This window comes from Micromonospora sp. NPDC048843 (assembly GCF_040649965.1).
Taxonomy (GTDB): Bacteria; Actinomycetota; Actinomycetes; order Mycobacteriales; family Micromonosporaceae; genus Micromonospora; species Micromonospora hortensis.
This window is the reverse complement of sequence record NZ_JBEZGJ010000140.1, coordinates 1-19,499: the sequence shown is the minus strand read 5'-3', so window position 1 is coordinate 19,499 and position 19,499 is coordinate 1. Positions and strand designations below refer to the sequence as shown.

The following is a 19,499-nucleotide window of genomic DNA, read 5'->3' as shown; positions in this document are numbered from 1 at the left end:
ATCGGCAGCGCCCGGATGCGGGCGAAGGCAGCCGAGTTGATCGCGGCGAGGGCGTCCGTACGGCCCCGTTCGCGGAGCTGGCCGATGTCGGCGCCACCGGCGAAGATGCCCGACGCGCCGCCGGTGAGCAGCAGCAGGCGCGGGCGCGCCTCCAACTCGGCGCAGACCTGGTGCAGCTCGGCGATCAGGTCGGCGTCGATGGCGTTGCGCTTCTCCGGCCGGTCCAGTGTGACCACCAGCCGGTCCGGCCGCTCCTCGATCCGCAACCCGCTCACCGGACCCACCTTCCGTTCGCGACTGCGGGGCTCGCAGGCTCACTCCTCGCGCTCACTGTTTGCCCCCGGCTTCCCAGCGGTAGAAGCCCTGCCCGGACTTCTTACCCAGCCGCCCCGCGGCCACCATCTCCACCAGCAGCGGTGGCGGCGCGAAACGGTCCCCGTACGCGGCCTGAAGGGTGCGGGCGATGTCCAGCCGCACGTCGAGGCCGACCAGGTCGGTGAGCTCCAACGGCCCGATCGGGTGCCGGTAGCCGAGCACCATTGCCTTGTCGATGTCCGCCGGGCTGGCCACCCCGTCGGCGACCATCCGGATCGCCTCCAGCCCGAGGGTGACCCCGAGCCGGGAGGTGGCGAAGCCGGGCATGTCGCGTACGACGACGGGGTCCTTGCCGAGCCGGCCGGCGAGCGCGACGGCCGCGGCGGTGGTCTCCTCGGCGGTGGCCGGGCCGACCACGATCTCCAGCAGCGCCATCGCCCAGACCGGGTTGAAGAAGTGCAGGCCGAGGAAGCGCTCGGGCGCGTCCAGCTCGGCGGCCAGCGCCCCGATGGCGATGCTGGAGGTGTTGCTGCCCAGCAGCTCCGGGCGCAGCGCGGCGGCGTCCCGGAGCACCGCACGCTTCACCTCGAGGCGCTCCGGCACCGCCTCCACGATCACCTGGGGGTCGGGGGCGACAGCGGCGAGGGTCGGGCGCAGCGTCACCCGCCGCCGGTTCGTGGCGGCCTCGTCGGCGCTCAGCTTCCCGCGCTGCACCGCCCGCTCCCACAGCTCGGCGAGCCGGTTCAGCGCGGCCGCACCCCGCTCGGGGTCCACCTCGACCAACTCGACGGCGTGCCCTGCGCCAGCCGCCACGTACGCGATGCCAAGCCCCATCGTGCCGGCACCGACGACCACGAAACGATCGCTCATCACGCCTCCCTGTCCCGCCCGCCGACGCGCGGGGTCCCCGCTGCGCCGGCCCGGGTGTCCCGCCCGCTCCGCTCGCTCATGGTGCGACCCTAGACAGCGCGACGACCCGGCCCATGCGTGGGGGAGCGCCGGATCGGGTAATGACGGCCCGTCAACCGAGGGAAGGACCGCATCGACATGAGCCAGGCACCGGAGAGCGTCACCGACGGGGAGATCGTGGAGACCCGAGGCGACGAGCGGGTCGAACTGCTGCGCGCCGACACCAACAACGACGGCAAGACCGACGTGTGGGTGGTGGACACCGACGGCGACGGCAAGGCGGACCTGTTCCAGTTCGACACCGACGGCGACGGCAAGGTGGACATCACCATGGTCGACATCGACGAGGACGGCCAACCGGACGAGGTGGTCGACGGCGACGGCGGTCTCCCGCCCGAGCAGCTCCCCCCGACCGTCCAGGTCTGAGACGTACGCCGGCCTCGCTCTCCGCCGGGCGGAGAGCGGGGCCGTCCTGCTCAGTCGACGAGGCGCAGGGTGGCCAGGTAGTAGGGGGCGTCGCGGTCGTCCACATCGGTGAGCCGCCAACCGGTGCCGTGCACCAGGCTGGCGAACTCGTCAGCCGAGCAGACCAGGTAGTCGAACCACTCGGTGCTCAACTCGCGGTAGCGCAGCCGCAGCCGCAGCTGGCCACCGAGCCGGCCGCGCCGACGGTTGCGCTCGTGGTAGCCGGTGTGCAGCGGGTCGCGGGTGCCGTACGGGTCGGTGCCCTGCGCGATGATCTGCGCCCCCGGTCGGGCCAGCGCGGCGAGCGCGGCCAGGAACTCGGGAGCACGCTCCCGCCCCTCGAACAGCCCGAGGTTGTTGCCGAGCAGCAGGAACGTGTCGTACCGCGACCCGTCGGCGACGTGCGTGTCGACGGTGCCGTGCACCAGCCGCCGGACACCGCGACGCCGGCTCACCTCCAGCGCGCCCGCTGAGGTGTCCAGCCCGGTGACCGGTACGCCGCGCTTCTGGAGCAGCAGCGCGATCCGGCCGGCGCCGGTGCCGATGTCCAGCGTCTCGCCGTGGGCCCGGTCCACCGCGCGGTGGTCGTACGGCTGCCACTCCGCGGGCCCGTCCAGGTAGTGCGCGGACGGGGCGCCGTTGATCAGACCGTCGTCCCGTTCGATGATCTCGATGACCGGTCGCGGCAGTCGACCACCGACCAGGGGCCGGGGACCCACCCCGGTGGCCACGGCGAGCGTGTCTCGCAGCAGTTCGCCGATCACGTCACCGATTAGGGGCTCAACCGTCACGACGTTCACGCTATCCGGCCACTCAGTCGCCTGCGCCGGCCGTATCCTGGCGGCGTGACCATGCTGGACCGCCTGTCGGCCGAGAAGTACATCCTGCTCACGACCTTTCGCACTGACGGTCGGGCGGTGCCGACCCCGGTCTGGGCGGTGCGCGACGGGGAGGCCCTGGCGGTCTGGACGCGGGCCGACTCGGGCAAGGTGAAGCGGATCCGCCGCAACGGCGAGGTGACAGTGGCACCGTGCGACGTGCGGGGTCGGCCACACGGAGCGGAGGTGTCAGCCCACGCGACGATCTACGGGGGCGGCGACACCGGTCGGGTCCGCGACCTGCTCAAGCACAAGTACCGCCTGATCGGTCGGCTGAGCCTGCTGGGCAGCCGGTTGCGTCGCGGCGAGGGCGGCACTGTCGGCATCCGGGTGACGTTGGCCGAGCCGCGGCGCTGACCCGCGGCCGGGGTCGTGCTCGGCGGGGCATACGAAAGGGGCGGCGGATCGAGATCCACCGCCCCTGACGAAGAACTTTTGCCTGCTCAGTCGCCCTGCCGCTGCTGCGGGATCTGGCCCTGCAACAGCGCCCTGACCTCCGACTCACGGTACCGACGGTGGCCACCCAGGGTGCGGATGGCACTGAGCTTGCCAGCCTTGGCCCACCGGGTCACCGTCTTCGGGTCGACCCGGAACATCGACGCCACCTCGGCCGGCGTGAGTAGCGGCTCTGGTTCGTGCGTTCGCGATGCCATCGGTCACTCCTCCACATGTATAGACATCGGCCGGGGTCCCGCCGGCCGACGCGTCTCCCATGGTCCGGCTAGTCCCCGATGTCCGACATGGGCCGAACGGATGAAGGTCCCTAGACGGACGGATGAACCATGCCCGATTTTTACGACTTTTACACGGCAGAAAGTACCTTATTCGGACTCATGATCACGGTTCGTGATGCGTCAACTACGAGCACAACTCACCTTGGGAGCGCTCCTAGGGTGATATGCCCTAGTTGCACCGCTCCAAAAGCTGCACCGCGCGCCACCGCGCCACCAACGTGTCGTACGCGGCCGACGCCTCCTCGGCCTCGCCGCGCGACAGCCCCGCGAGGCCGCTGGCGACCAGCTCGGGCGAGTCGTCCGCGGTGAGCGTCTCGTCGGAGAGCAGGTCGACCAGACCGCCGTAGTCCAGTTCGACCACTGACCGCGGATGGAACTCCTCCAGCCAGCGCGCCGCCTCCTCCACCGCCTCGGTGATCGGCGCCTCGCCCACCGACTTGCGCAGCACCGACAGCGCCCGCGACGAGCGGCGTCGAGCCTTGGAGATCTCGGTGCGGTAGCGCAACGCCCGCCGGCCCGGCTGGGTGACCAGGTCCCGCTCCGCCGGGTCGAAGAGCACGAACCACCGCAGTGGTACGCCCCAGGTCGCGATCTGCTCGTGCACCCGGGGCACCCCGTGCTCCAGCACCCGGGCGCCACTGCGCCAGTCGTCCACCACCGCCCTGGCCTGCCCGGCGAGCACCGGCGGCACGAAGGCGTCGGCGAGCACCGAGGGCACCCCGTCCCGGGCGCTGAGCGCCGCCTCAGCGACCCGGATGCGCAGGTTCCACGGGCAGACCAGCAGGCCGTCGTCCGTCTCCAGGACGTACGCCTCCTCCGGCAGGTCCGGCAGTCGGGTCCAACCGGCGCCCAGCGCCTCGATCACCGCCGTCCGCTGCCGACCGGGCCCCTCGACCGGGGCGATCGCGCGCCCCTCCGAGACGTAGCGGCGCCAGTAGCTCTGCCGGTCTCGATCGAAGGCGGCCAGCGGTTCGTACACGCGCAGGTAAGAAGCGAAGAGCGACGGCACCGCGCGATCCTCCCACGAACCACGCCCGTACGCGGTCAGCGGCCGGAGCACGCGCGCCGCACCGTGGGACGGCGGCGGCGCGTCGAGCGCCCGCCCGGCGGCCGATACTAGGCTCGATCACACCGGCAGCATCCCCGCCGGGGTCCACCAGGTCCGCGTCCCACAAGGACGCACACCACAGTAGGAGCCAACAATGGGCGTATTCGCGAGCACCGACGACCCGGTATCGACCGGTCACGAACAGGTCGTGTTCTGCCAGGACAAGCAGAGCGGCCTGAAGGCGATCATCGGGATCTACTCCACCGCGCTGGGCCCGGCGCTCGGCGGCACCCGCTTCTACCCGTACGCGAGCGAGGACGACGCCCTCGCCGACGTGCTGGACCTGTCCCGCGGGATGGCGTACAAGAACGCGCTCGCCGGGCTGGACCTGGGCGGCGGCAAGGCCGTCATCTGGGGCGACCCGGAGCAGATCAAGAGCGAGGCGCTGCTGCGCGCGTACGGTCGCTTCGTGGAGTCGCTGGGCGGCCGCTACTACACCGCCTGTGACGTCGGCACGTACGTCGCGGACATGGATGTCGTGGCCCGGGAGACCCGTTACGTGACCGGGCGCAGCGTGGAGCACGGCGGCGCCGGCGACTCGTCGATCCTCACCGCCTGGGGTGTCTTCCAGGGGATGCGGGCCGCTGCCGAGCACGTGTGGGGCACCCCGAGCCTGCGGGGCCGGCGGGTCGGCGTGGCCGGGCTGGGCAAGGTCGGCAAGTACCTCACCGGGCACCTGCTGGAGGATGGCGCCGAGGTGGTCGCCACCGACGTCAACCCGAAGGCCCTGGCGTGGGTGCGCAGCAACCACCCGCAGGTCACCCTCGTCGACGACGCCAGCGCGCTGGTCGCCGCGGACATCGACGTGTACGCGCCGTGCGCGCTGGGCGGCGCCCTGAACGACGACACCGTGCCGGCGCTGCGCGCCAAGGTGGTCACTGGGGCGGCGAACAACCAGCTCGCCCACCCGGGCATCGAGAAGCTGCTCGCCGACCGGGGCATCCTCTACACCCCGGACTACGTGGTCAACGCGGGCGGCGTGATCCAGGTGGCCGACGAGATCGAGGGCTTCAACTTCGACCGGGCGAAGCTGCGGGCGACCCGGATCTTCGACACCACCCGCGAGATCCTGCACCTTGCTGACGCGGAGGGCGTGCCGCCGGCGGTGGCGGCCGACCGTCTGGCGGAGCGGCGGATGGCGGACGTCGGCCGGCTGCGCGCGATCCACCTGCGCTGAGCGTCCCCCGGGGGCGGATCGACGAGATCCGCCTCCGGGCCCCGGTGCCGAGCGTCGCTGGGTAAGCTGAGCCGGGGTCAAATTTTGATGCGGTTTGTCCGGTGTCACGGGCGCTAACCGTTCCGCTCCTTACCCGGTACACTGGGTGATGGCCGGATCGACGCGACGCGCAGAGCCGGCTGACGGTAACCCGAGGTGCCGAACGATGGCATCCCCATGTACCGTAAGAGCCACGAGAGATGCCTGACGTCATCGGGGCCCGCCTTCGGGCTGCCCCGCATTCTGTGCGAGGGGGTCGAGCCATGGGGCGCGGCCGTGCTAAGGCCAAGCAGACTAAGGTGGCGCGGGAGTTGAAGTACCACTCCCCGAACACCGACCTCACCGCTTTGCAGCGCGAACTGGCGGGTGCTGGTAAGTCTGAGCACCACTTCGACGACGACTCTAAAGAGTTCGTCGACGACGATGATGAGGATCACGCGGACGACGATCCGGATCCCTGGGTCCGTCCGACCCGCTGACCTCTCGACGCAGCTGAGCACGCGGTAACCCCCGCGTGCTCACGCACGTCCCGTGCAGGTGCAGTCGCCGACGATCAGGGGCCTGGCCCGACCGGATCCACTCCGGTCGCTCGACAGGCCCCTGACAACGGCTCCCTCAGCGCGGGCGATTGTTCCAGTTGTAGAACGTCGGGATGTTCTCGAAGTGGTTCCACGCGCAGACCGCGCTGGAGCCCTCGCCGCCCGACACCTCCGAACGCAACCGCCGTGCGTCCTCGGCCTCCTGAAGCAGCGTGACGAGCGCGGGAGCCGCGTCCCGCACCCGTTCGGTGACTCCGTCGTCCGCTTCGCGCTCAGGCCGCCGGTGACTGGTGGTCTCGGGCATGCTCCAACACTCCCTCCAATAGGCGGATCTTGCTGTTGCGGCAGTGCTCGGTCTCCGTACCGTCAAAACGCCCCAGTTCGAAGTAACGGTTGGCGGCATGGCCACCACCGCAGAAGCCGAAGTACGGGCAGGACGCCCGACACGCCTCCACCCCGGCCAGGAACTCCCCCACCCACGGCGTCGTCGCCGCGTCGCCGAGGATCTGCGCCAACGGGGTCGTCAGCACGTTGCCGCTGCTGAAGTCGCCGTAGCGGGGGTCGGTGAAACCGGCCAACTCCGGGGAGAGCACGATCACCGAGCCGTCGTGACCGATGGTCGGGATCGGATCCAGATGGCGGGGCAGCAACCCGTCCGCCGAGTTGTCGAGCACCGCCGCGGCGTAGCGCAACGACCACTCGATCTCGCGGAGGTGGATCCGGGGCTCCCGGCGCCACGCCCCTACCAACTCCGCCCAGAACGCCGACACCGCCGACGGATCGTGGCGGTTGTCGCGGGTGTTGACTCCCTCAGTCTCCTCGATGTTGATGCCCAGTACGTCGCAACCCAGCTCGAGGAAGTAGTCGTACAGCTCGGTGGCGAGCCCCGGCTCGGGCCGGGACACCACGGCCAGCGCGGAGAAGGGCAGACCGCGTCGCCGCAGCACCGAGATGCCGTGCAGGATCCGGTCGTACGCCGGCTGACCACCCCGGTTGACCCGGTCGCCGTTGCGCGCCCGGGGCCCGTCGACGCTCACGCTCACCCGCATCTCGTGCCGGGTGAAGAAATCGCACCAGTCGTCGTCGATGAGGGTGGCATTGGTCTGCACATGGTGCTCGACCTCTGGCCCGAACGGGGCGATCAGATCGGCCAGGTGCTCTCGACCGGCGGCCAGGGGCTCGCCGCCGTGCCACACGACGGAGAACCGACCGTTGGCCGCCCAGGGATTGACAGCGGCCGCGACCGCCTCGGCCACCGCCACCGGCATCCGGCGGTCGGCGGCGCGAAACGGCAGATAGCAGTACGCGCAGTCGAGGTTGCAGAGGGTGGTGGGCTGCATGACGACGTACGACGGGACGGCGGCCAGACCGCGCATCCCGCTGAACGACTGTCCCCGAGCAGCCATCGCCCTCCTCCGCCTAGCCTGAGGGTGCCCTTCAGGCTAGGCGGCATTGGCCACTCGGGTGAAGCCCTGATCAGGTGCCCGTACGATCACCGGGAGGTGATCATCCTCGGGTGTGCTGACCGACCATCTGCACGTTGCCGGTGCCCTCGATGATCTCGCCGGCCTGCCACGCCTCGACACCACGGCCGGTCAGGGTGGCCAGCGCCCGGTCGGCGTCCTCGGCCGAGACGATCGCGAACATGCCGACACCCATGTTGAAGGTCGACTCCATGTCGTGGTCGTCGATCCGACCCTTCGTCTGGATCAGGTCGAAGATCGGCTGCGGCTTCCAGGTAGACCGGTTGACCACCGCGTCGACGTGCTCGGGCAGCACCCGGACCAGGTTGCCGGGGATTCCGCCGCCGGTGATGTGGGACAGCGCCCGCACCTCGGCCTCGGCGATCAGCTTGAGGCAGTCCTTGGCGTAGATCTTGGTCGGCGTGAGCAGCTCCTCGCCGAGGGTCCGCTGCCGACCGAAGTCGTCGATCACGATGTCCAGACGCATTCGGGCCGCGCCCAGCAGCACGTGCCGGACCAGCGAGTACCCGTTGGAGTGCAGGCCGGAGGAGCGCATGGCGATCACCACGTCGCCCACCTCGACCCGCTCGGGGCTCAGGATGTCGGCTTCCTCGACCACGCCCACGCCGGTCGCGGAGATGTCGTACTCGTCCGGACGCAGGACGCCGGGGTGCTCGGCGGTCTCCCCGCCCAGCAGCGCGCAGCCGGCGTAGCGGCAGCCGTCGGCGATGCCCGCGCCGATCTCGGCGACCTTGTCCGGCACGACCTCGCCGGTGGCGATGTAGTCGAGCAGGAACAGCGGCTCGGCGCCGCAGGCCACCAGGTCGTCGACGACCATGGCGACGAGGTCGATGCCGACCGTGTCGTGAATGTCCATCTGCTGGGCGATCACCAGCTTGGTGCCCACCCCGTCGGTGGAGGACGCCAGGATCGGGCTCTTGTACTTCTTCGTGTCCAGCCGGAACAGGCCGGCGAAGCCACCGAGGTCACCGAGCACCTCGGGACGGCGGGTCTGCCGCACCTTCGACTTGAGCAGCTCCACGGCGCGGTCACCCGCGTCGATGGAGACACCGGCGTCGGCGTACGAGACCGAGCGTTTGCGCGCCTGGCGGCCAGCACCGCCCGTCCACGGCTGGCGGTCGCCGCCGGCGCCGGTCGGGCTGCTTCCTGCGCCGCTGCGCTCGGACACGTGCGTCACGGTTCTCCCCTTTGGTTCTCGGTGCCGCCGGCGGTAGCCGGGCCGCGCCGGTTGGTGCTACGGGCGGTTTGCGGTAACGCCACCCGGAGTGGCGACGGACGAGCCGTTGGTGTGCGTGGCCTCCGGCGCCGAGTTGGCGACGCGTCGACCCACCCCTTCGAGCACGTGCTTGCCGATCAGGTTGCCGGCTGGCAACTCGATCGGGTACTCCCCATCGAAACACGCCCGACACAACCTGGTCTTCGGCTGCTCGGTCGCGGCGATCAGACCGGGAAGGGACACGAAGCCCAGCGTGTCGGCGCCGATGGAGCGCCGGATGCCGTCGTTGTCCAACCCGTTGGCCAGCAGCTCCGCCCGGGTGGCGAAGTCGATGCCGTAGAAGCACGGCCAGCTGACCGGCGGGGAGGAGATCCGGACGTGCACCTCCAGCGCCCCCGCCTCGCGCAGCATCCGCACGATGGCGCGCTGGGTGTTGCCGCGCACGATCGAGTCGTCCACGACCACCAACCGCTTGCCGCGGACGTTCTCCCGCAGCGGGTTGAGCTTGAGCCGGATGCCAAGCTGACGCAGGGTCTGCGACGGTTGGATGAAGGTGCGACCCACGTACGGGTTCTTCATCAGGCCGGCGCCGTACGTAATGCCGGACGCCTCCGCGTACCCGATGGCGGCCGGGGTGCCCGACTCGGGCACCGGGATCACCAGGTCGGCCTCGACCGGGTGCTCCTTGGCCAACTGCCGGCCGATCTGCACCCGCGCCGAGTGGACGTTGCGCCCGGCGATCGTGGCGTCCGGGCGGGCGATGTAGACGTACTCGAAGAGGCAGCCCTTCGGTTCCGGCGCGGCGAACCGGGTGGAGCGCAGCCCGTTCTCGTCGATCGCGATCAGCTCGCCCGGCTCGACCTCACGCACCACGCTGGCGCCGACGATGTCGAGGGCGGCCGTCTCGCTGGCGACGACCCAGCCGCGCTCCAGGCGGCCGAGCACCAGCGGGCGGACACCGTGCGGATCGCGGGCCGCGTAGAGGGTCGACTCGTCCATGAAGACGAAGCTGAACGCGCCGCGCAGCTGCGGCAACACCTCCAGCGCGGCCGCCTCGACCGACAGATCCGGTCGGCTGGCGAGCAGCATCGTCACCAGGGAGGTGTCGTTTGTCGAACCGTCAGCGATGAGGCCGCGCTCGGCGACCTCCTTCTCCAGCTCGGCAGTGTTGACCAGGTTGCCGTTGTGGGCCAGCGCGATGGTCGTGCCGGAGGTGGTCGACCGGATCGTCGGCTGAGCGTTCTCCCAGTTGGACGCGCCGGTGGTGGAGTATCGAGCGTGCCCGATAGCCAGGTGACCACGCAGGCTGGCCAGGGTGGGCTCGTCGAAGACCTGCGCCACCAGGCCGAGATCCTTGTAGACCACCACGCCGGAGCCATCGCTCACCGCGATGCCCGCCGCCTCCTGGCCGCGGTGCTGTAGGGCGTAGAGGCCGAAGTAGGTCAGATTGGCAACCTCTTCGCCGGGGGCCCAGACGCCGAAGACGCCGCAGGCGTCCTGTGGGCCGGGTCGTTGGGGGTCAAGGTCGTGGCTCAGCCGGCCGTCGCCTCGGGGCACCTACCGCTCCCTCATGCTGGTCTGGACCGGCCGGGCGGGGATCACGGGCGGATCCACTCTCCTCTGCCGGGACCACTGTCATCGCCTGACAGTGTACGCGAATCGACGTCAATACAGAAAGTCACGATTCCCCTGCTCAGCGTCACTGCGAGTGGGACATCGGGACGACTAGAGGGGCAGATACGCCGACAGGTCCGCGCGGTTGCCACTCATCTGGACCCGACCGTCGGTGACCGCCGACGCCCAGTCGAGCCTGCCGGTGGCCAGCTCCAACCAGGTGTTCGGGGCCATCTCGACCACGTTTGGTGGATTTCCCCTGGTGTGTCGAGGCCCCGGTACGCACTGGATCGCCCCGTATGGTGGGACGCGCACCTCCACCGATCGGCCGGGGGCGCGCTCCGCGAGGACGGCCAACAACGACCGGACCGCCTCTCGGAACACCGGCCGTTCGGGTGTACGCCCCTCGTCGAGCGCCGACAACGCGGCCGTAACGGCAGCGGACTTACTGTGCGGAGAGGACACGACGGGACGATACGACCCTCAGGCCAAACACGCGACGCTGGCCCTGGGTCGCGCTCATGCAGTCGGACAAGGCATAGTTGCCGACGGCGTATTCGTACCGTGATGATCCCCGGCCCGGCGCCCCGCCGGTCAGAGGGAAGTCAGCCCGGAAGGCGGTGGACGTGTCAACACACCGACGTGCCTGGAAGCAGCGGGCCGGTGTGGTCGTAGCGCTGGTTGCCGGCGCTCTGCTCGCCGTCCCCGCCACACCAGCAATGGCCGCAGATGTCAGCGTTTCCCCCGGCTCGATCACAGTAAACGCCGGCAGCGACGCCACGATCACCGTAAGTGTCACCCCGGGTAACGGTGACGACAAGGCGACGATCAGCCTGGCCGGCCTGCCCTCGGGTGTTCGATGCGCCAGCGGTTGCGGCGAGGTTGACTTCCCCGGCCTGGGTAATCAGGCGAGGTCGCAGCTGGTCCGGATCGCTGCCAACGACAACGCTGGCGACGCGACAGCGACCGTCACGGTGGCCGTCGAGGCCGAGTCCGGCCCGGACACCGCCACCGTCTCGCTGACCGTGAAGGGCAAGGCCGCTCCGCCGCCGCCGCAGAACCAGACCGTGCGGTCGGTCTCCGGCAAGGTGGTCGCGCAGGCCGACGGCAAGGCAGTGCCGAACGCGTTCGTGGTCCTCCAGGACACCGCCGGTCACCGCTACGACGCCACCAGCAACGGCAGCGGCGACTTCCGGTTCACCGGCACCACCCAGAACCCGATCGCGCCCGGACGGATCGACCTGGGCGCGTCGTTCGACAACATCAAGGCTTTCAAGTCCCTGAACGCCAGCGCCGGACAGGCCGTCACCGGTCAGCGGCTCAGTCTCGCGATCAAGGCCGAGGCGACGCCCAGCGCCACCCCGTCCGCGACCCCCGAGGCCACCCCCACCGAAGAGGCGACCGAGGAGGGCACCGAGGAGCAGCCCACCGAGGAGGCCAGCCAGGGCGCCCCGGCGAATGCCGCGAACAACGAGGACGGCGGCGGCCTCAGCTCGTACCTGATCATCCTGCTCGGTGGCCTCCTGGTCGCCGCCGGTGTCGGCACGATCGTGCTGCTCTGGATGAAGCGCAGGGAGAACGGCGACGACGACGACGCTCCGGCAGCTGCCGGTGGCGGCGGTGTGGTGCCGCCTTCGCGGGGCGGGTTCCGCGGTCCCGACGACCACACCCGGGTGGTCGGCGGTCGTCCCGGCGGTGGAGCGGACCCGACCATGGTCGGCGGCGCGGCGCTGAGCGAGGCGCCGACGATGATGCACCGACCGGTGGTCGACGACGTTCCGCCGGACCCGTACGGCGCGCCTGCCCAGGCGTACGGCGGCGGGGGTCAGCAGGGCTGGGGCGGCGCCGGCTACGGCGAGGATCCAGCGTCCGCTGGTTACGGTGCCGGCGGCTACGGCAACGCCCCAGCCTCCGGTGGCGGCTACGGCACTCCGGCCGGCCCGGAGGGCGGGTACGGCGCCGGTGCGGCCGGTGACGGTTACGGTGCCGCGCCCGGTGCCGGTTACGGCAATGCTCCGGCCTCCGGTGCCGGCTACGGGAACGCCCCTGCCTCCGGTGGCGGCTACGGAAACGCTCCAGCCTCCGGTGGCGGCTACGGCGGTCGTGACTACGACGCCCCGGGCGGCACCGCCGCCTACCCGCCGGCTCCCGCTGGCGGAGCGGCCTACGGCGAGCGGTTCGACGAGCCGACCGGCCGGTACACCGGCGACAGCACCCAGTACCCGGCCCCGGCCGACCCGTACGCCACAGGCGTCTACCAGCCGGAGCAGGCGCAGGGGTACGGCCAGCCCGACGCAGCCCCGTACGGCGGTCGCGCCGCCGAGCCAACCGCCGGATACGGCGCTCCGGAGGCTGGCGGGTACGACCAGGGCGGCTACGGTCAACCGGCCGGTGCCTACGACCAGGGCGGCAACTACGGCCAGGAGCCTCCTCCGCAGCAGCGCGGCGGCTACGACGACCGGGGCTACGACCAGGGCGGCTACGGCCAGCCCGCCGGGCGGAACCGACCTGACACCCCACCACCGCCGCCACCGACCGAGCGCGGCGGTCGCCGCCTCGACTGGCTGGACGACTGACCCCACCACAGCACAGCGGAACGGCCACCCGGATCCGGGTGGCCGTTCCGCTGTACTAAGACCAACCCGGCCCCGCACCGATCTTGCAGTTTCGGTCAACTTTACGGGCGGAATGCCCCTTACGTCGGGACAGAAAGTGCAAGATCGCGGGATGGGGGCGCGGTCAGGCGGCGGAGAAGACGCCCTGGTGGAGCACCGGCACGACGTCCGACACGCCGATCCGGACGGCGACGTCCACGTCCGCGGCGAAGCCGCTCTCGGTCAACTCCCGTCCGGAGACGCTGCCGCGCACCGCGGCGGGCAGATCCGGTGTGCTCGCCAGCGCGGCGAGCGCCATGGCCGCCTCCACCGAGAGCCCACCGGGCACACCGGAGAGGGCGTCCAGCACCGAGGCGGCGCCGAGTTGGTCCTCCACCGACGGGCGCAGCGACCCGTCCGGCCACCGCTCCCCCGAGGCGATCACGCCGATCGGGGCGTCCAGCGTGCCGTACCCCTGGCGGCGCAGCCATTGCCCGACGGCGCGTGCGTTGCGCAGGCACGCCGCTACCACCGGCAGGCCGGTGGCGCTGGCGGCGGCGCTGATGGCCGAGCCGTTCGGGGAGGGCAGCACAAGGTCCGCCACCACGGGTGCGCTGCTCAGCGCGGCGGGCGAGAGCGACCACGGATGTTCCGTGGTCGTCTGCCGCCGCCCGACCGCAGCGGTAGCACCGACCCGGAGGGCGTACTCGGCTGCCTGCTCACCCCAGGGGAACGGGTGCACCCGCATGCCCCTGGCGACCGCCACCTCCACGGCGGTGGTGAACGAGAGAACGTCCACCACCACCAGCGCCGCGCAGACCCGGCCGAGTTCGGCCGCCCCGGTAAGCCCCCAGTCGAACCGGGCACCCGATCCGGGTTGGCCGTAGACGGCGGCCGTCAACGCCTCAGCGCTCGTCGGGCGACGGCTCGGTGACACCGGAGTCAGAATCGGACGCCCCGCCGGGCTGCTCTGACCCGATCGGCTCGACCGCGCCGGTCTCCGGAGAAGGACCCGAGGAAGCGATCGGCTCGGAGACCACCGCTGCCGCGTCGACCGGCTCGGCCTGCGCGACAGGCAGCGGGACGGCCTCGACCGCACCGGCCACACCGGCAGCCGGCGCTGGCACCTCGACGGCCGCCGAGCCCCCGAAGAGGCGCGGCAACGTCTCGGTGTGCGCGGTGCGCAGCTCGTCCAGGCCGATCCGGAACTGGCCGTGCACCTCGAGCGCACCACCGGACGGGTCGGTGACGCCGATCAGCTCGAACGGCACACCCCGCTCGGCGCAGAGCGCCGCGAACGCCTTGTCGTGGCCGCGCGGCACCGAGACCAGCGCCCGGGTGGCGGACTCGCTGAACAGGTAGACGAACGGCATCGAGCCCTCGGCGAACTGCTCCGGCACCGCGACCCGGGCACCGACGCCGCGACGCAGGCAGGACTCGACCAGGCTCTGGGCGAGCCCACCGTCGGAGAGGTCGTGTGCGGAGGCCAGGTGACCGACCCGGGCCGCCTCGGCCAGCAACTCGGCGAGCGCCTTCTCGCGGAGCAGGTCGACCTGCGGCGGGATGCCGCCGAGGTGCTCGTGCGTCACCCAGGCCCACTCCGAGCCGGACAGCTCCACGTTCGTCTCGCCGAGCAGGTAGAGCTGGTCGTGGTCGCCACCGGCGCGCGGCACGAAGCCCATCGGCACGCGGTCGGCGACGTTGTCCAGCACGCCCAGCACACCGACCACCGGGGTCGGGTGGATGGCCGCCGCGCCGGTCTGGTTGTAGAAGCTGACGTTGCCGCCGGTCACCGGGATGCCCAGCTCCAGGCAGCCGTCGGCCAGGCCGCGCACGGCCTCGGCGAACTGCCACATCACGCCCGGGTCCTCCGGTGAGCCGAAGTTGAGGCAGTCGGTCACGGCGATCGGCTTCGCGCCGGTCACCGCCACGTTCCGGTACGCCTCAGCCAGGGCCAGCTTGGTGCCGTTGTACGGGTCCAGTCGGGCGTACCGGCCGTTGCCGTCGACCGACAGCGCCACACCGAGGCCGGTCCGCTCGTCGATCCGGATCACGCCGCCGTCCTCCGGCTGGGCGAGCACTGTGTTGCCCAGCACGTAGCGGTCGTACTGCTCGGTGACCCAGCTCTTGTCGGCAAGGTTGGGCGACGCGATCATGCGCAGCACGGTCTCCCGCAGCGCCTCCGGGTCGGCCGGGCGGGGCAGCGTCTCGGCCCGGTCGGCCTGGAGCAGGATCAGGTCGGCCGGCTCGCGCATCGGCCGGGCGTAGACCGGGCCGTCGTCGACAAGCGAACCCGGCGGCACGTCGACGACCAGGTGGTCCTGCCAGGTGATCAGCAGTCGACCCGGGCTGCCGTCCGGCTCCGGTGCGGTGACCTCACCGATCGCGGTGGCGAGGACGCCCCACTTCTCGCAGGTCTTGAGCACCGCGTCGAGCTTTTCCGGCTCGACGACCAGCAGCATCCGCTCCTGCGACTCGCTGGCCAGGATCTCGTGCGGGTCCATCGAGGGCTCGCGCAGCGGCACCCGCTCCAGCCAGACCCGCATGCCGGTGCCGGCGGCGGCGGCGGTCTCGGTGAGCGCGCAGGTCAGGCCGGCGCCGCCGAGGTCCTGGATGCCGACGACCAGCTCGGCGTCGTACAGCTCGAGGCAGGCCTCGATCAGCAGCTTCTCGGTGAACGGGTCGCCAACCTGCACGGCGGGGCGGCGCGCCTCGCTGCCCTCGTCGAAGGTGGCGCTGGCCAGCACCGAGACGCCGCCGATGCCGTCGCGGCCGGTCTTGGCGCCCATCAGGACGACAACGTTGCCCGGGCCGGCGGCGGCCTTGTTCTGCAGCCGACTGACCGGCAGCACGCCCAGGCAGAGCGCGTTGAGCAGCGGGTTGCCCTGGTAGGAGGGGTCGAAGACCAGCTCACCACCGATGTTGGGCAGGCCCAGGCAGTTGCCGTAGCCGCCCACGCCAGCGACCACACCGGTGAGCACCCGGGCGGTGTCCGGGTGGTCAGCGGCACCGAAGCGCAGCGGGTCCATCACCGCGACCGGGCGGGCACCCATGGCGAGGATGTCCCGGACGATGCCACCGACGCCGGTCGCCGCGCCCTGGTACGGCTCGACGAAGCTCGGGTGGTTGTGCGACTCGACCTTGAAGGTCACCGCCAGCTCGTCGGAGATCTGCACGACACCGGCGTTCTCACCGATGCCGGCGAGCATCCGGTCGCTGTGCGGGGCCTTCTCGCCGAACTGACGCAGGTGCACCTTGCTCGACTTGTAGGAGCAGTGCTCGCTCCACATGATCGAATACATCGCCAGCTCGGACTGCGTGGGCCGGCGGCCGAGGATCTGCCGGATCCGGTCGTACTCGTCGTCGCGCAGGCCCAGCTCGGTGTACGGCTGAAGCTCGCCCGGGGTGCCACCGGCGCGCGGCACGGTGTCCACGCCCTCGGTCCAGACGGCGGCGGCCGGCTGGGCGGGAGCGGTCGCCGGTGCGGACGGCTGCGCCGCGCTCGGCTCGGCCGGCTGCGCCGGGGCGGAGTACGCCTCCGGTGTGTCCCGTACCGGGTCCGGATGGGTGGTCATGACCTCTCCTCGCTGCGCTCGTGCCCGCCAGGCCGGCGGTTGAGCTGACCGATGATCGTGCCGCCGGTCATGCCGGCGCCCCCACCAGGTGCTTGAGGACCGACGTGAAGAAGCCGAGGCCGTCCAGCGAAGGGCCGGTGAGCGCCTCCACCGCGTGCTCGGGGTGCGGCATGATGCCGACCACGTTGCCGGCGGCGTTGGTGATCGCGGCGATGTCGCGCTGGGACCCGTTGGGGTTGCCGCCGACGTAGCGGGCGACCACCCGACCTTCGGCTTCGAGCTGGTCCAGCGTCGCGGTGTCCGCGACGTAGCAGCCCTCGCCGTTCTTGACCGGGATGAGCACCTCCTGGCCGGGCTGGAACGCGTTGGTCCACGCCGTCCCGGCCGACTCGATGCGCAGGACCTGGTCCCGGTTGCGGAAGTGCAGGTGCTGGTTGCGGGTGAGCGCGCCGGGCAGCAGGTGCGCCTCGCAGAGGATCTGGAAGCCGTTGCAGATGCCGAGCACGGGCAGACCACCCCGGGCGGCGTCCACGATCGTCTCCATCACCGGGGCGAACCGGGCGATGGCACCGCACCGTAGGTAGTCACCGTAGGAGAAACCGCCGGGCAGGACGACAGCGTCGACACCGTGCAGCTCCGGGTCGCCGTGCCAGAGCCGGACCGGCTCAGCGCCGGCGATCCGGACGGCCCGGGCCGCGTCCCCGTCGTCGAGCGAGCCGGGGAAGGTGACCACACCGACCCGGGCGGTCACGAGCGGGCGTCCGCGGTCTCGTCGGCCTCGACCAGGCGGACGGTGAAGTCCTCGATGACCGGGTTGGCGAGCAGTTTGTCGGCAATCTCCCGAGCGCGGTCCAGGTCCGGTTCACCGGTGAACTCGATCTCGATCCGCCTGCCGATCCGAACCGAGGCGACGTCACCGACGCCGAGCCGGGGCAGCGCGTTTGCGACGGCCTGGCCCTGCGGATCAAGGATCTCGGGCTTGAGCATGACGTCGACGACGACGCGAGGCACTGGGCACTCCTGACTGTGTACGCAGTTGGGTGCCGACCCACAATGGGCGAGCGCAGCCAGCGTACCTGGCAGATATCGCCGCGGACGCACCGGCCGGGTGCAGTTCAGGCAGTGATCGACATTACTGACGCTCAGTCTGACCTGTCAGGCGCTACAGGTGGCCCTAGCAGGATAAATACGGCGCAGCGGGTGGCCGAATCGTTACATTGGGCAACCTCGATCACCTCCTTGATAACGATCGCGTCGCGCCCTACTCTACATCGACGTAGGTCGATTTAGCCGGCCCCGGGAACCCCCGTTGCCGGCACCATCCGCACCCGGCGACCCCGGGTCCGCCCCGTCAAGGAGTCCACCCGATGCGCATCCGCCCCCTGCTCGCCGTACTCAGCACCGCACTGGTCGGCGCCCTCGGCGTCACGTCCGCCGCGTCCGCCGCCCCCGCCGGCCCGCAACCCATCATCGGCGGCGGCACCGTCTCCTCCGCCCCATGGGCCGCCGCGGTGCTCAGCAACGGCTCGTTCACCTGCTCCGGCAGCGTCATCGCCGCGCAGTGGGTCCTCACCGCCCGGCACTGCATCAGCGGCACCATGTCGGTGCGCGTCGGAAGCGTGAACCGCACCTCCGGCGGGGTCACCCGCACGGTCAGCGCCACCTACACCCGAAACGACCTCGCGCTCATGCGGCTCTCCAGCACCGTCAGCACCTCCGCGGTGAGCCTGGCCAGCAGCAACCCGCCGATCAACTCGACGAACTCGATCTACGGCTGGGGCATGACCTGCTACAGCGGCTGCTCGGCGTCCACCGTGCTGAAGACCGCCACCGTGCGGGTGACCAGCAACAGCGCCACCGACGCGTACGGCGGCCAGGCGATCCGCAGCTCCCGGATCAACGGCAACGCCTGGCGCGGCGACTCCGGCGGCCCGCAGTTCTACAACGGCCAGCAGGTCGGCGTCGCCTCCACCGCCGACGGGTCGAGCATCCAGAACTACGGCAGCGTTGCGTACAACCGGGCCTGGATCACCTCGGTGGCCGGTGTCTGACGGTTAGCGCCCCGCTCGGCGCGGATGGTCGGCCACGTGCCGGCCGTCCGCGCCGCGTCGTTTTGCAGCATCCGATCAGGTGAACAATGCACACGATCGGGTCGCGCCACTCCTGACAGCATCGGAACCGTGCTGGTCGTGACGACAGAGCAACTGCCCGGCTACGAGATCCGCCAGATTCTCGGTGAGGTGGTGTCATCGATGGCCAGGACGCGCAACCCGTACCGCGAGGGTGTGAAGAACCTGCGCGGTGGCGCGTACGACCCGATGGCCCCGGACAACCTGACCCGGTGGCGCACCGACTCGGTGGCCCGCCTCGGCGAGGAGGCCCTGCGGCTCGGCGCGAACGCGGTGATCGGCATGCGGTTCGACAGCCGGGACTGTGGCGAGATGTGGATGGAGATCTGCGCGTACGGGACGGCAGTGGTCGCCGTACCCAAGATGCCCGAGGTCATGCCGGCCGACCAGCCGGCGGTCGCCGCCGGAACCGCGGAGGTCGCGGGAATCACGGAGTCGCCCGGCGGCATCGCCGAACCCGCCAGCGCCCCCAACCTGAGAACCGCCGCCGAAACCCCAACCGGCGAATAACCCACCAACCCACCCACCCACCCACCCACCCCTTTCCCCTGTTGATCAAGAGGTTTCGGTCAGCAGGGAGATCGAAAATGACGCAAACCTCTTGATCACCCGGGGGTGGGGGGTTGGGGGTTGGGGGGTGGGGTGGGGGGTGGGGTGGGGGGCCCGGCCCAGCGGGGTCAACGTGTGCAGCACGCTGTTGCGTTCGCGGTGGCTGACCAGCAG

At 71.0% G+C, this 19,499-nt stretch carries 21 protein-coding genes; 7 read left to right on the top strand and 14 right to left on the bottom strand.

Annotation, left to right across the window (positions count from 1 at the left end):
* Window positions 1-275 (bottom strand): enoyl-CoA hydratase-related protein (locus AB0C20_RS26875; protein ID WP_357569000.1); only part of this gene is annotated, 275 nt, incomplete at its 3' end.
* Window positions 276-327: 52 nt separating this feature from the next.
* A complete protein-coding gene (locus tag AB0C20_RS26870) occupies window positions 328-1,185 on the bottom strand; it encodes a 3-hydroxyacyl-CoA dehydrogenase family protein (protein ID WP_357179176.1) in 858 nt (285 codons plus the stop codon).
* 177 nt (window positions 1,186-1,362) lie between these two features.
* On the opposite strand from AB0C20_RS26870, the gene AB0C20_RS26865 reads away from it, so the two are divergent.
* Window positions 1,363-1,650, top strand: coding sequence for a hypothetical protein (locus AB0C20_RS26865; RefSeq protein WP_091396025.1), 288 nt, complete (start codon window positions 1,363-1,365; stop codon window positions 1,648-1,650).
* Window positions 1,651-1,700: 50 nt separating this feature from the next.
* Here the strand turns inward: AB0C20_RS26865 and AB0C20_RS26860 are convergent, their stop codons facing one another.
* Window positions 1,701-2,480: a class I SAM-dependent methyltransferase gene (locus tag AB0C20_RS26860; RefSeq protein ID WP_357179171.1), complete on the bottom strand. Its 780-nt coding sequence runs from the start codon at window positions 2,478-2,480 to the stop codon at window positions 1,701-1,703.
* A 54-nt stretch (window positions 2,481-2,534) separates the two neighbouring features.
* Between AB0C20_RS26860 and AB0C20_RS26855 the strand changes: the two genes are divergently transcribed.
* Window positions 2,535-2,924 (top strand): PPOX class F420-dependent oxidoreductase, encoded by a 390-nt coding sequence (locus AB0C20_RS26855; protein WP_357179167.1) that lies wholly within the window; start codon window positions 2,535-2,537, stop codon window positions 2,922-2,924.
* Between the two features lie 86 nt (window positions 2,925-3,010).
* Here AB0C20_RS26855 and AB0C20_RS26850 read toward each other — a convergent pair whose 3' ends face one another.
* On the bottom strand, window positions 3,011-3,220 hold the full coding sequence (locus AB0C20_RS26850) for a BldC family transcriptional regulator (protein WP_007073996.1): 210 nt from the start codon (window positions 3,218-3,220) through the stop codon (window positions 3,011-3,013).
* A gap of 250 nt (window positions 3,221-3,470) precedes the next feature.
* Window positions 3,471-4,310: a hypothetical protein gene (locus AB0C20_RS26845; RefSeq protein ID WP_357179518.1), complete on the bottom strand. Its 840-nt coding sequence runs from the start codon at window positions 4,308-4,310 to the stop codon at window positions 3,471-3,473.
* A gap of 193 nt (window positions 4,311-4,503) precedes the next feature.
* Between AB0C20_RS26845 and AB0C20_RS26840 the strand changes: the two genes are divergently transcribed.
* Together AB0C20_RS26840 and AB0C20_RS26835 are read left to right on the top strand one after the other, a co-directional pair.
* Window positions 4,504-5,586, top strand: coding sequence for a Glu/Leu/Phe/Val dehydrogenase dimerization domain-containing protein (locus tag AB0C20_RS26840; protein WP_357179164.1), 1,083 nt, complete (start codon window positions 4,504-4,506; stop codon window positions 5,584-5,586).
* Window positions 5,587-5,888: 302 nt separating this feature from the next.
* Window positions 5,889-6,104, top strand: coding sequence for a DUF3073 domain-containing protein (locus AB0C20_RS26835; protein WP_030332207.1), 216 nt, complete (start codon window positions 5,889-5,891; stop codon window positions 6,102-6,104).
* A 136-nt stretch (window positions 6,105-6,240) separates the two neighbouring features.
* On the opposite strand, the gene amcA is transcribed toward AB0C20_RS26835, so the two are convergent.
* The 5 genes from amcA to AB0C20_RS26810 form a co-directional block, all read right to left on the bottom strand.
* Window positions 6,241-6,468 carry a multiple cyclophane-containing RiPP AmcA gene (gene amcA, locus AB0C20_RS26830; protein WP_357179161.1) on the bottom strand — a complete coding sequence of 76 codons (228 nt, stop codon included), beginning with the start codon at window positions 6,466-6,468 and terminating at the stop codon, window positions 6,241-6,243.
* The gene (gene amcB, locus AB0C20_RS26825) at window positions 6,437-7,540 is read right to left on the bottom strand and encodes a cyclophane-forming radical SAM peptide maturase AmcB (RefSeq protein ID WP_357179515.1); all 1,104 of its coding nucleotides are present in this window, start codon (window positions 7,538-7,540) and stop codon (window positions 6,437-6,439) included. Before amcB ends, amcA begins: the two co-directional genes overlap by 32 nt.
* Window positions 7,541-7,670: 130 nt before the next feature.
* On the bottom strand, window positions 7,671-8,825 hold the full coding sequence (purM, locus tag AB0C20_RS26820; protein ID WP_196920530.1) for a phosphoribosylformylglycinamidine cyclo-ligase: 1,155 nt from the start codon (window positions 8,823-8,825) through the stop codon (window positions 7,671-7,673).
* Between the two features lie 57 nt (window positions 8,826-8,882).
* Entirely contained in the window at window positions 8,883-10,421 is a 1,539-nt protein-coding gene (gene purF / locus AB0C20_RS26815; RefSeq protein WP_350854664.1) for an amidophosphoribosyltransferase, read from the bottom strand.
* Between the two features lie 168 nt (window positions 10,422-10,589).
* On the bottom strand, window positions 10,590-10,943 hold the full coding sequence (locus AB0C20_RS26810; RefSeq protein ID WP_357179156.1) for a sterol carrier family protein: 354 nt from the start codon (window positions 10,941-10,943) through the stop codon (window positions 10,590-10,592).
* A 161-nt stretch (window positions 10,944-11,104) separates the two neighbouring features.
* Here AB0C20_RS26810 and AB0C20_RS26805 point away from each other — a divergent pair, with 161 nt between their 5' ends.
* Window positions 11,105-13,054 (top strand): hypothetical protein, encoded by a 1,950-nt coding sequence (locus AB0C20_RS26805; protein ID WP_357568999.1) that lies wholly within the window; start codon window positions 11,105-11,107, stop codon window positions 13,052-13,054.
* Between the two features lie 163 nt (window positions 13,055-13,217).
* Here the strand turns inward: AB0C20_RS26805 and AB0C20_RS26800 are convergent, their stop codons facing one another.
* From AB0C20_RS26800 to purS, 4 genes are all read right to left on the bottom strand, one after another.
* A complete protein-coding gene (locus AB0C20_RS26800; protein WP_357179512.1) occupies window positions 13,218-13,973 on the bottom strand; it encodes a 2-phosphosulfolactate phosphatase in 756 nt (251 codons plus the stop codon).
* 4 nt (window positions 13,974-13,977) lie between these two features.
* The gene (gene purL / locus AB0C20_RS26795) at window positions 13,978-16,647 is read right to left on the bottom strand and encodes a phosphoribosylformylglycinamidine synthase subunit PurL (RefSeq protein ID WP_357179150.1); all 2,670 of its coding nucleotides are present in this window, start codon (window positions 16,645-16,647) and stop codon (window positions 13,978-13,980) included.
* A gap of 67 nt (window positions 16,648-16,714) precedes the next feature.
* On the bottom strand, window positions 16,715-17,398 hold the full coding sequence (purQ, locus tag AB0C20_RS26790; protein WP_091396055.1) for a phosphoribosylformylglycinamidine synthase subunit PurQ: 684 nt from the start codon (window positions 17,396-17,398) through the stop codon (window positions 16,715-16,717).
* Window positions 17,395-17,658 (bottom strand): phosphoribosylformylglycinamidine synthase subunit PurS, encoded by a 264-nt coding sequence (purS, locus tag AB0C20_RS26785; RefSeq protein ID WP_030491392.1) that lies wholly within the window; start codon window positions 17,656-17,658, stop codon window positions 17,395-17,397. The genes purQ and purS overlap by 4 nt, the downstream gene beginning before the upstream one ends.
* Window positions 17,659-18,014: 356 nt before the next feature.
* Here purS and AB0C20_RS26780 point away from each other — a divergent pair, with 356 nt between their 5' ends.
* Both AB0C20_RS26780 and AB0C20_RS26775 read left to right on the top strand, forming a co-directional pair.
* Window positions 18,015-18,698 (top strand): trypsin-like serine protease, encoded by a 684-nt coding sequence (locus tag AB0C20_RS26780; protein ID WP_357179146.1) that lies wholly within the window; start codon window positions 18,015-18,017, stop codon window positions 18,696-18,698.
* 24 nt (window positions 18,699-18,722) lie between these two features.
* Window positions 18,723-19,286: a YbjQ family protein gene (locus AB0C20_RS26775; protein WP_357179143.1), complete on the top strand. Its 564-nt coding sequence runs from the start codon at window positions 18,723-18,725 to the stop codon at window positions 19,284-19,286.
* Window positions 19,287-19,499 lie beyond the last annotated feature (213 nt).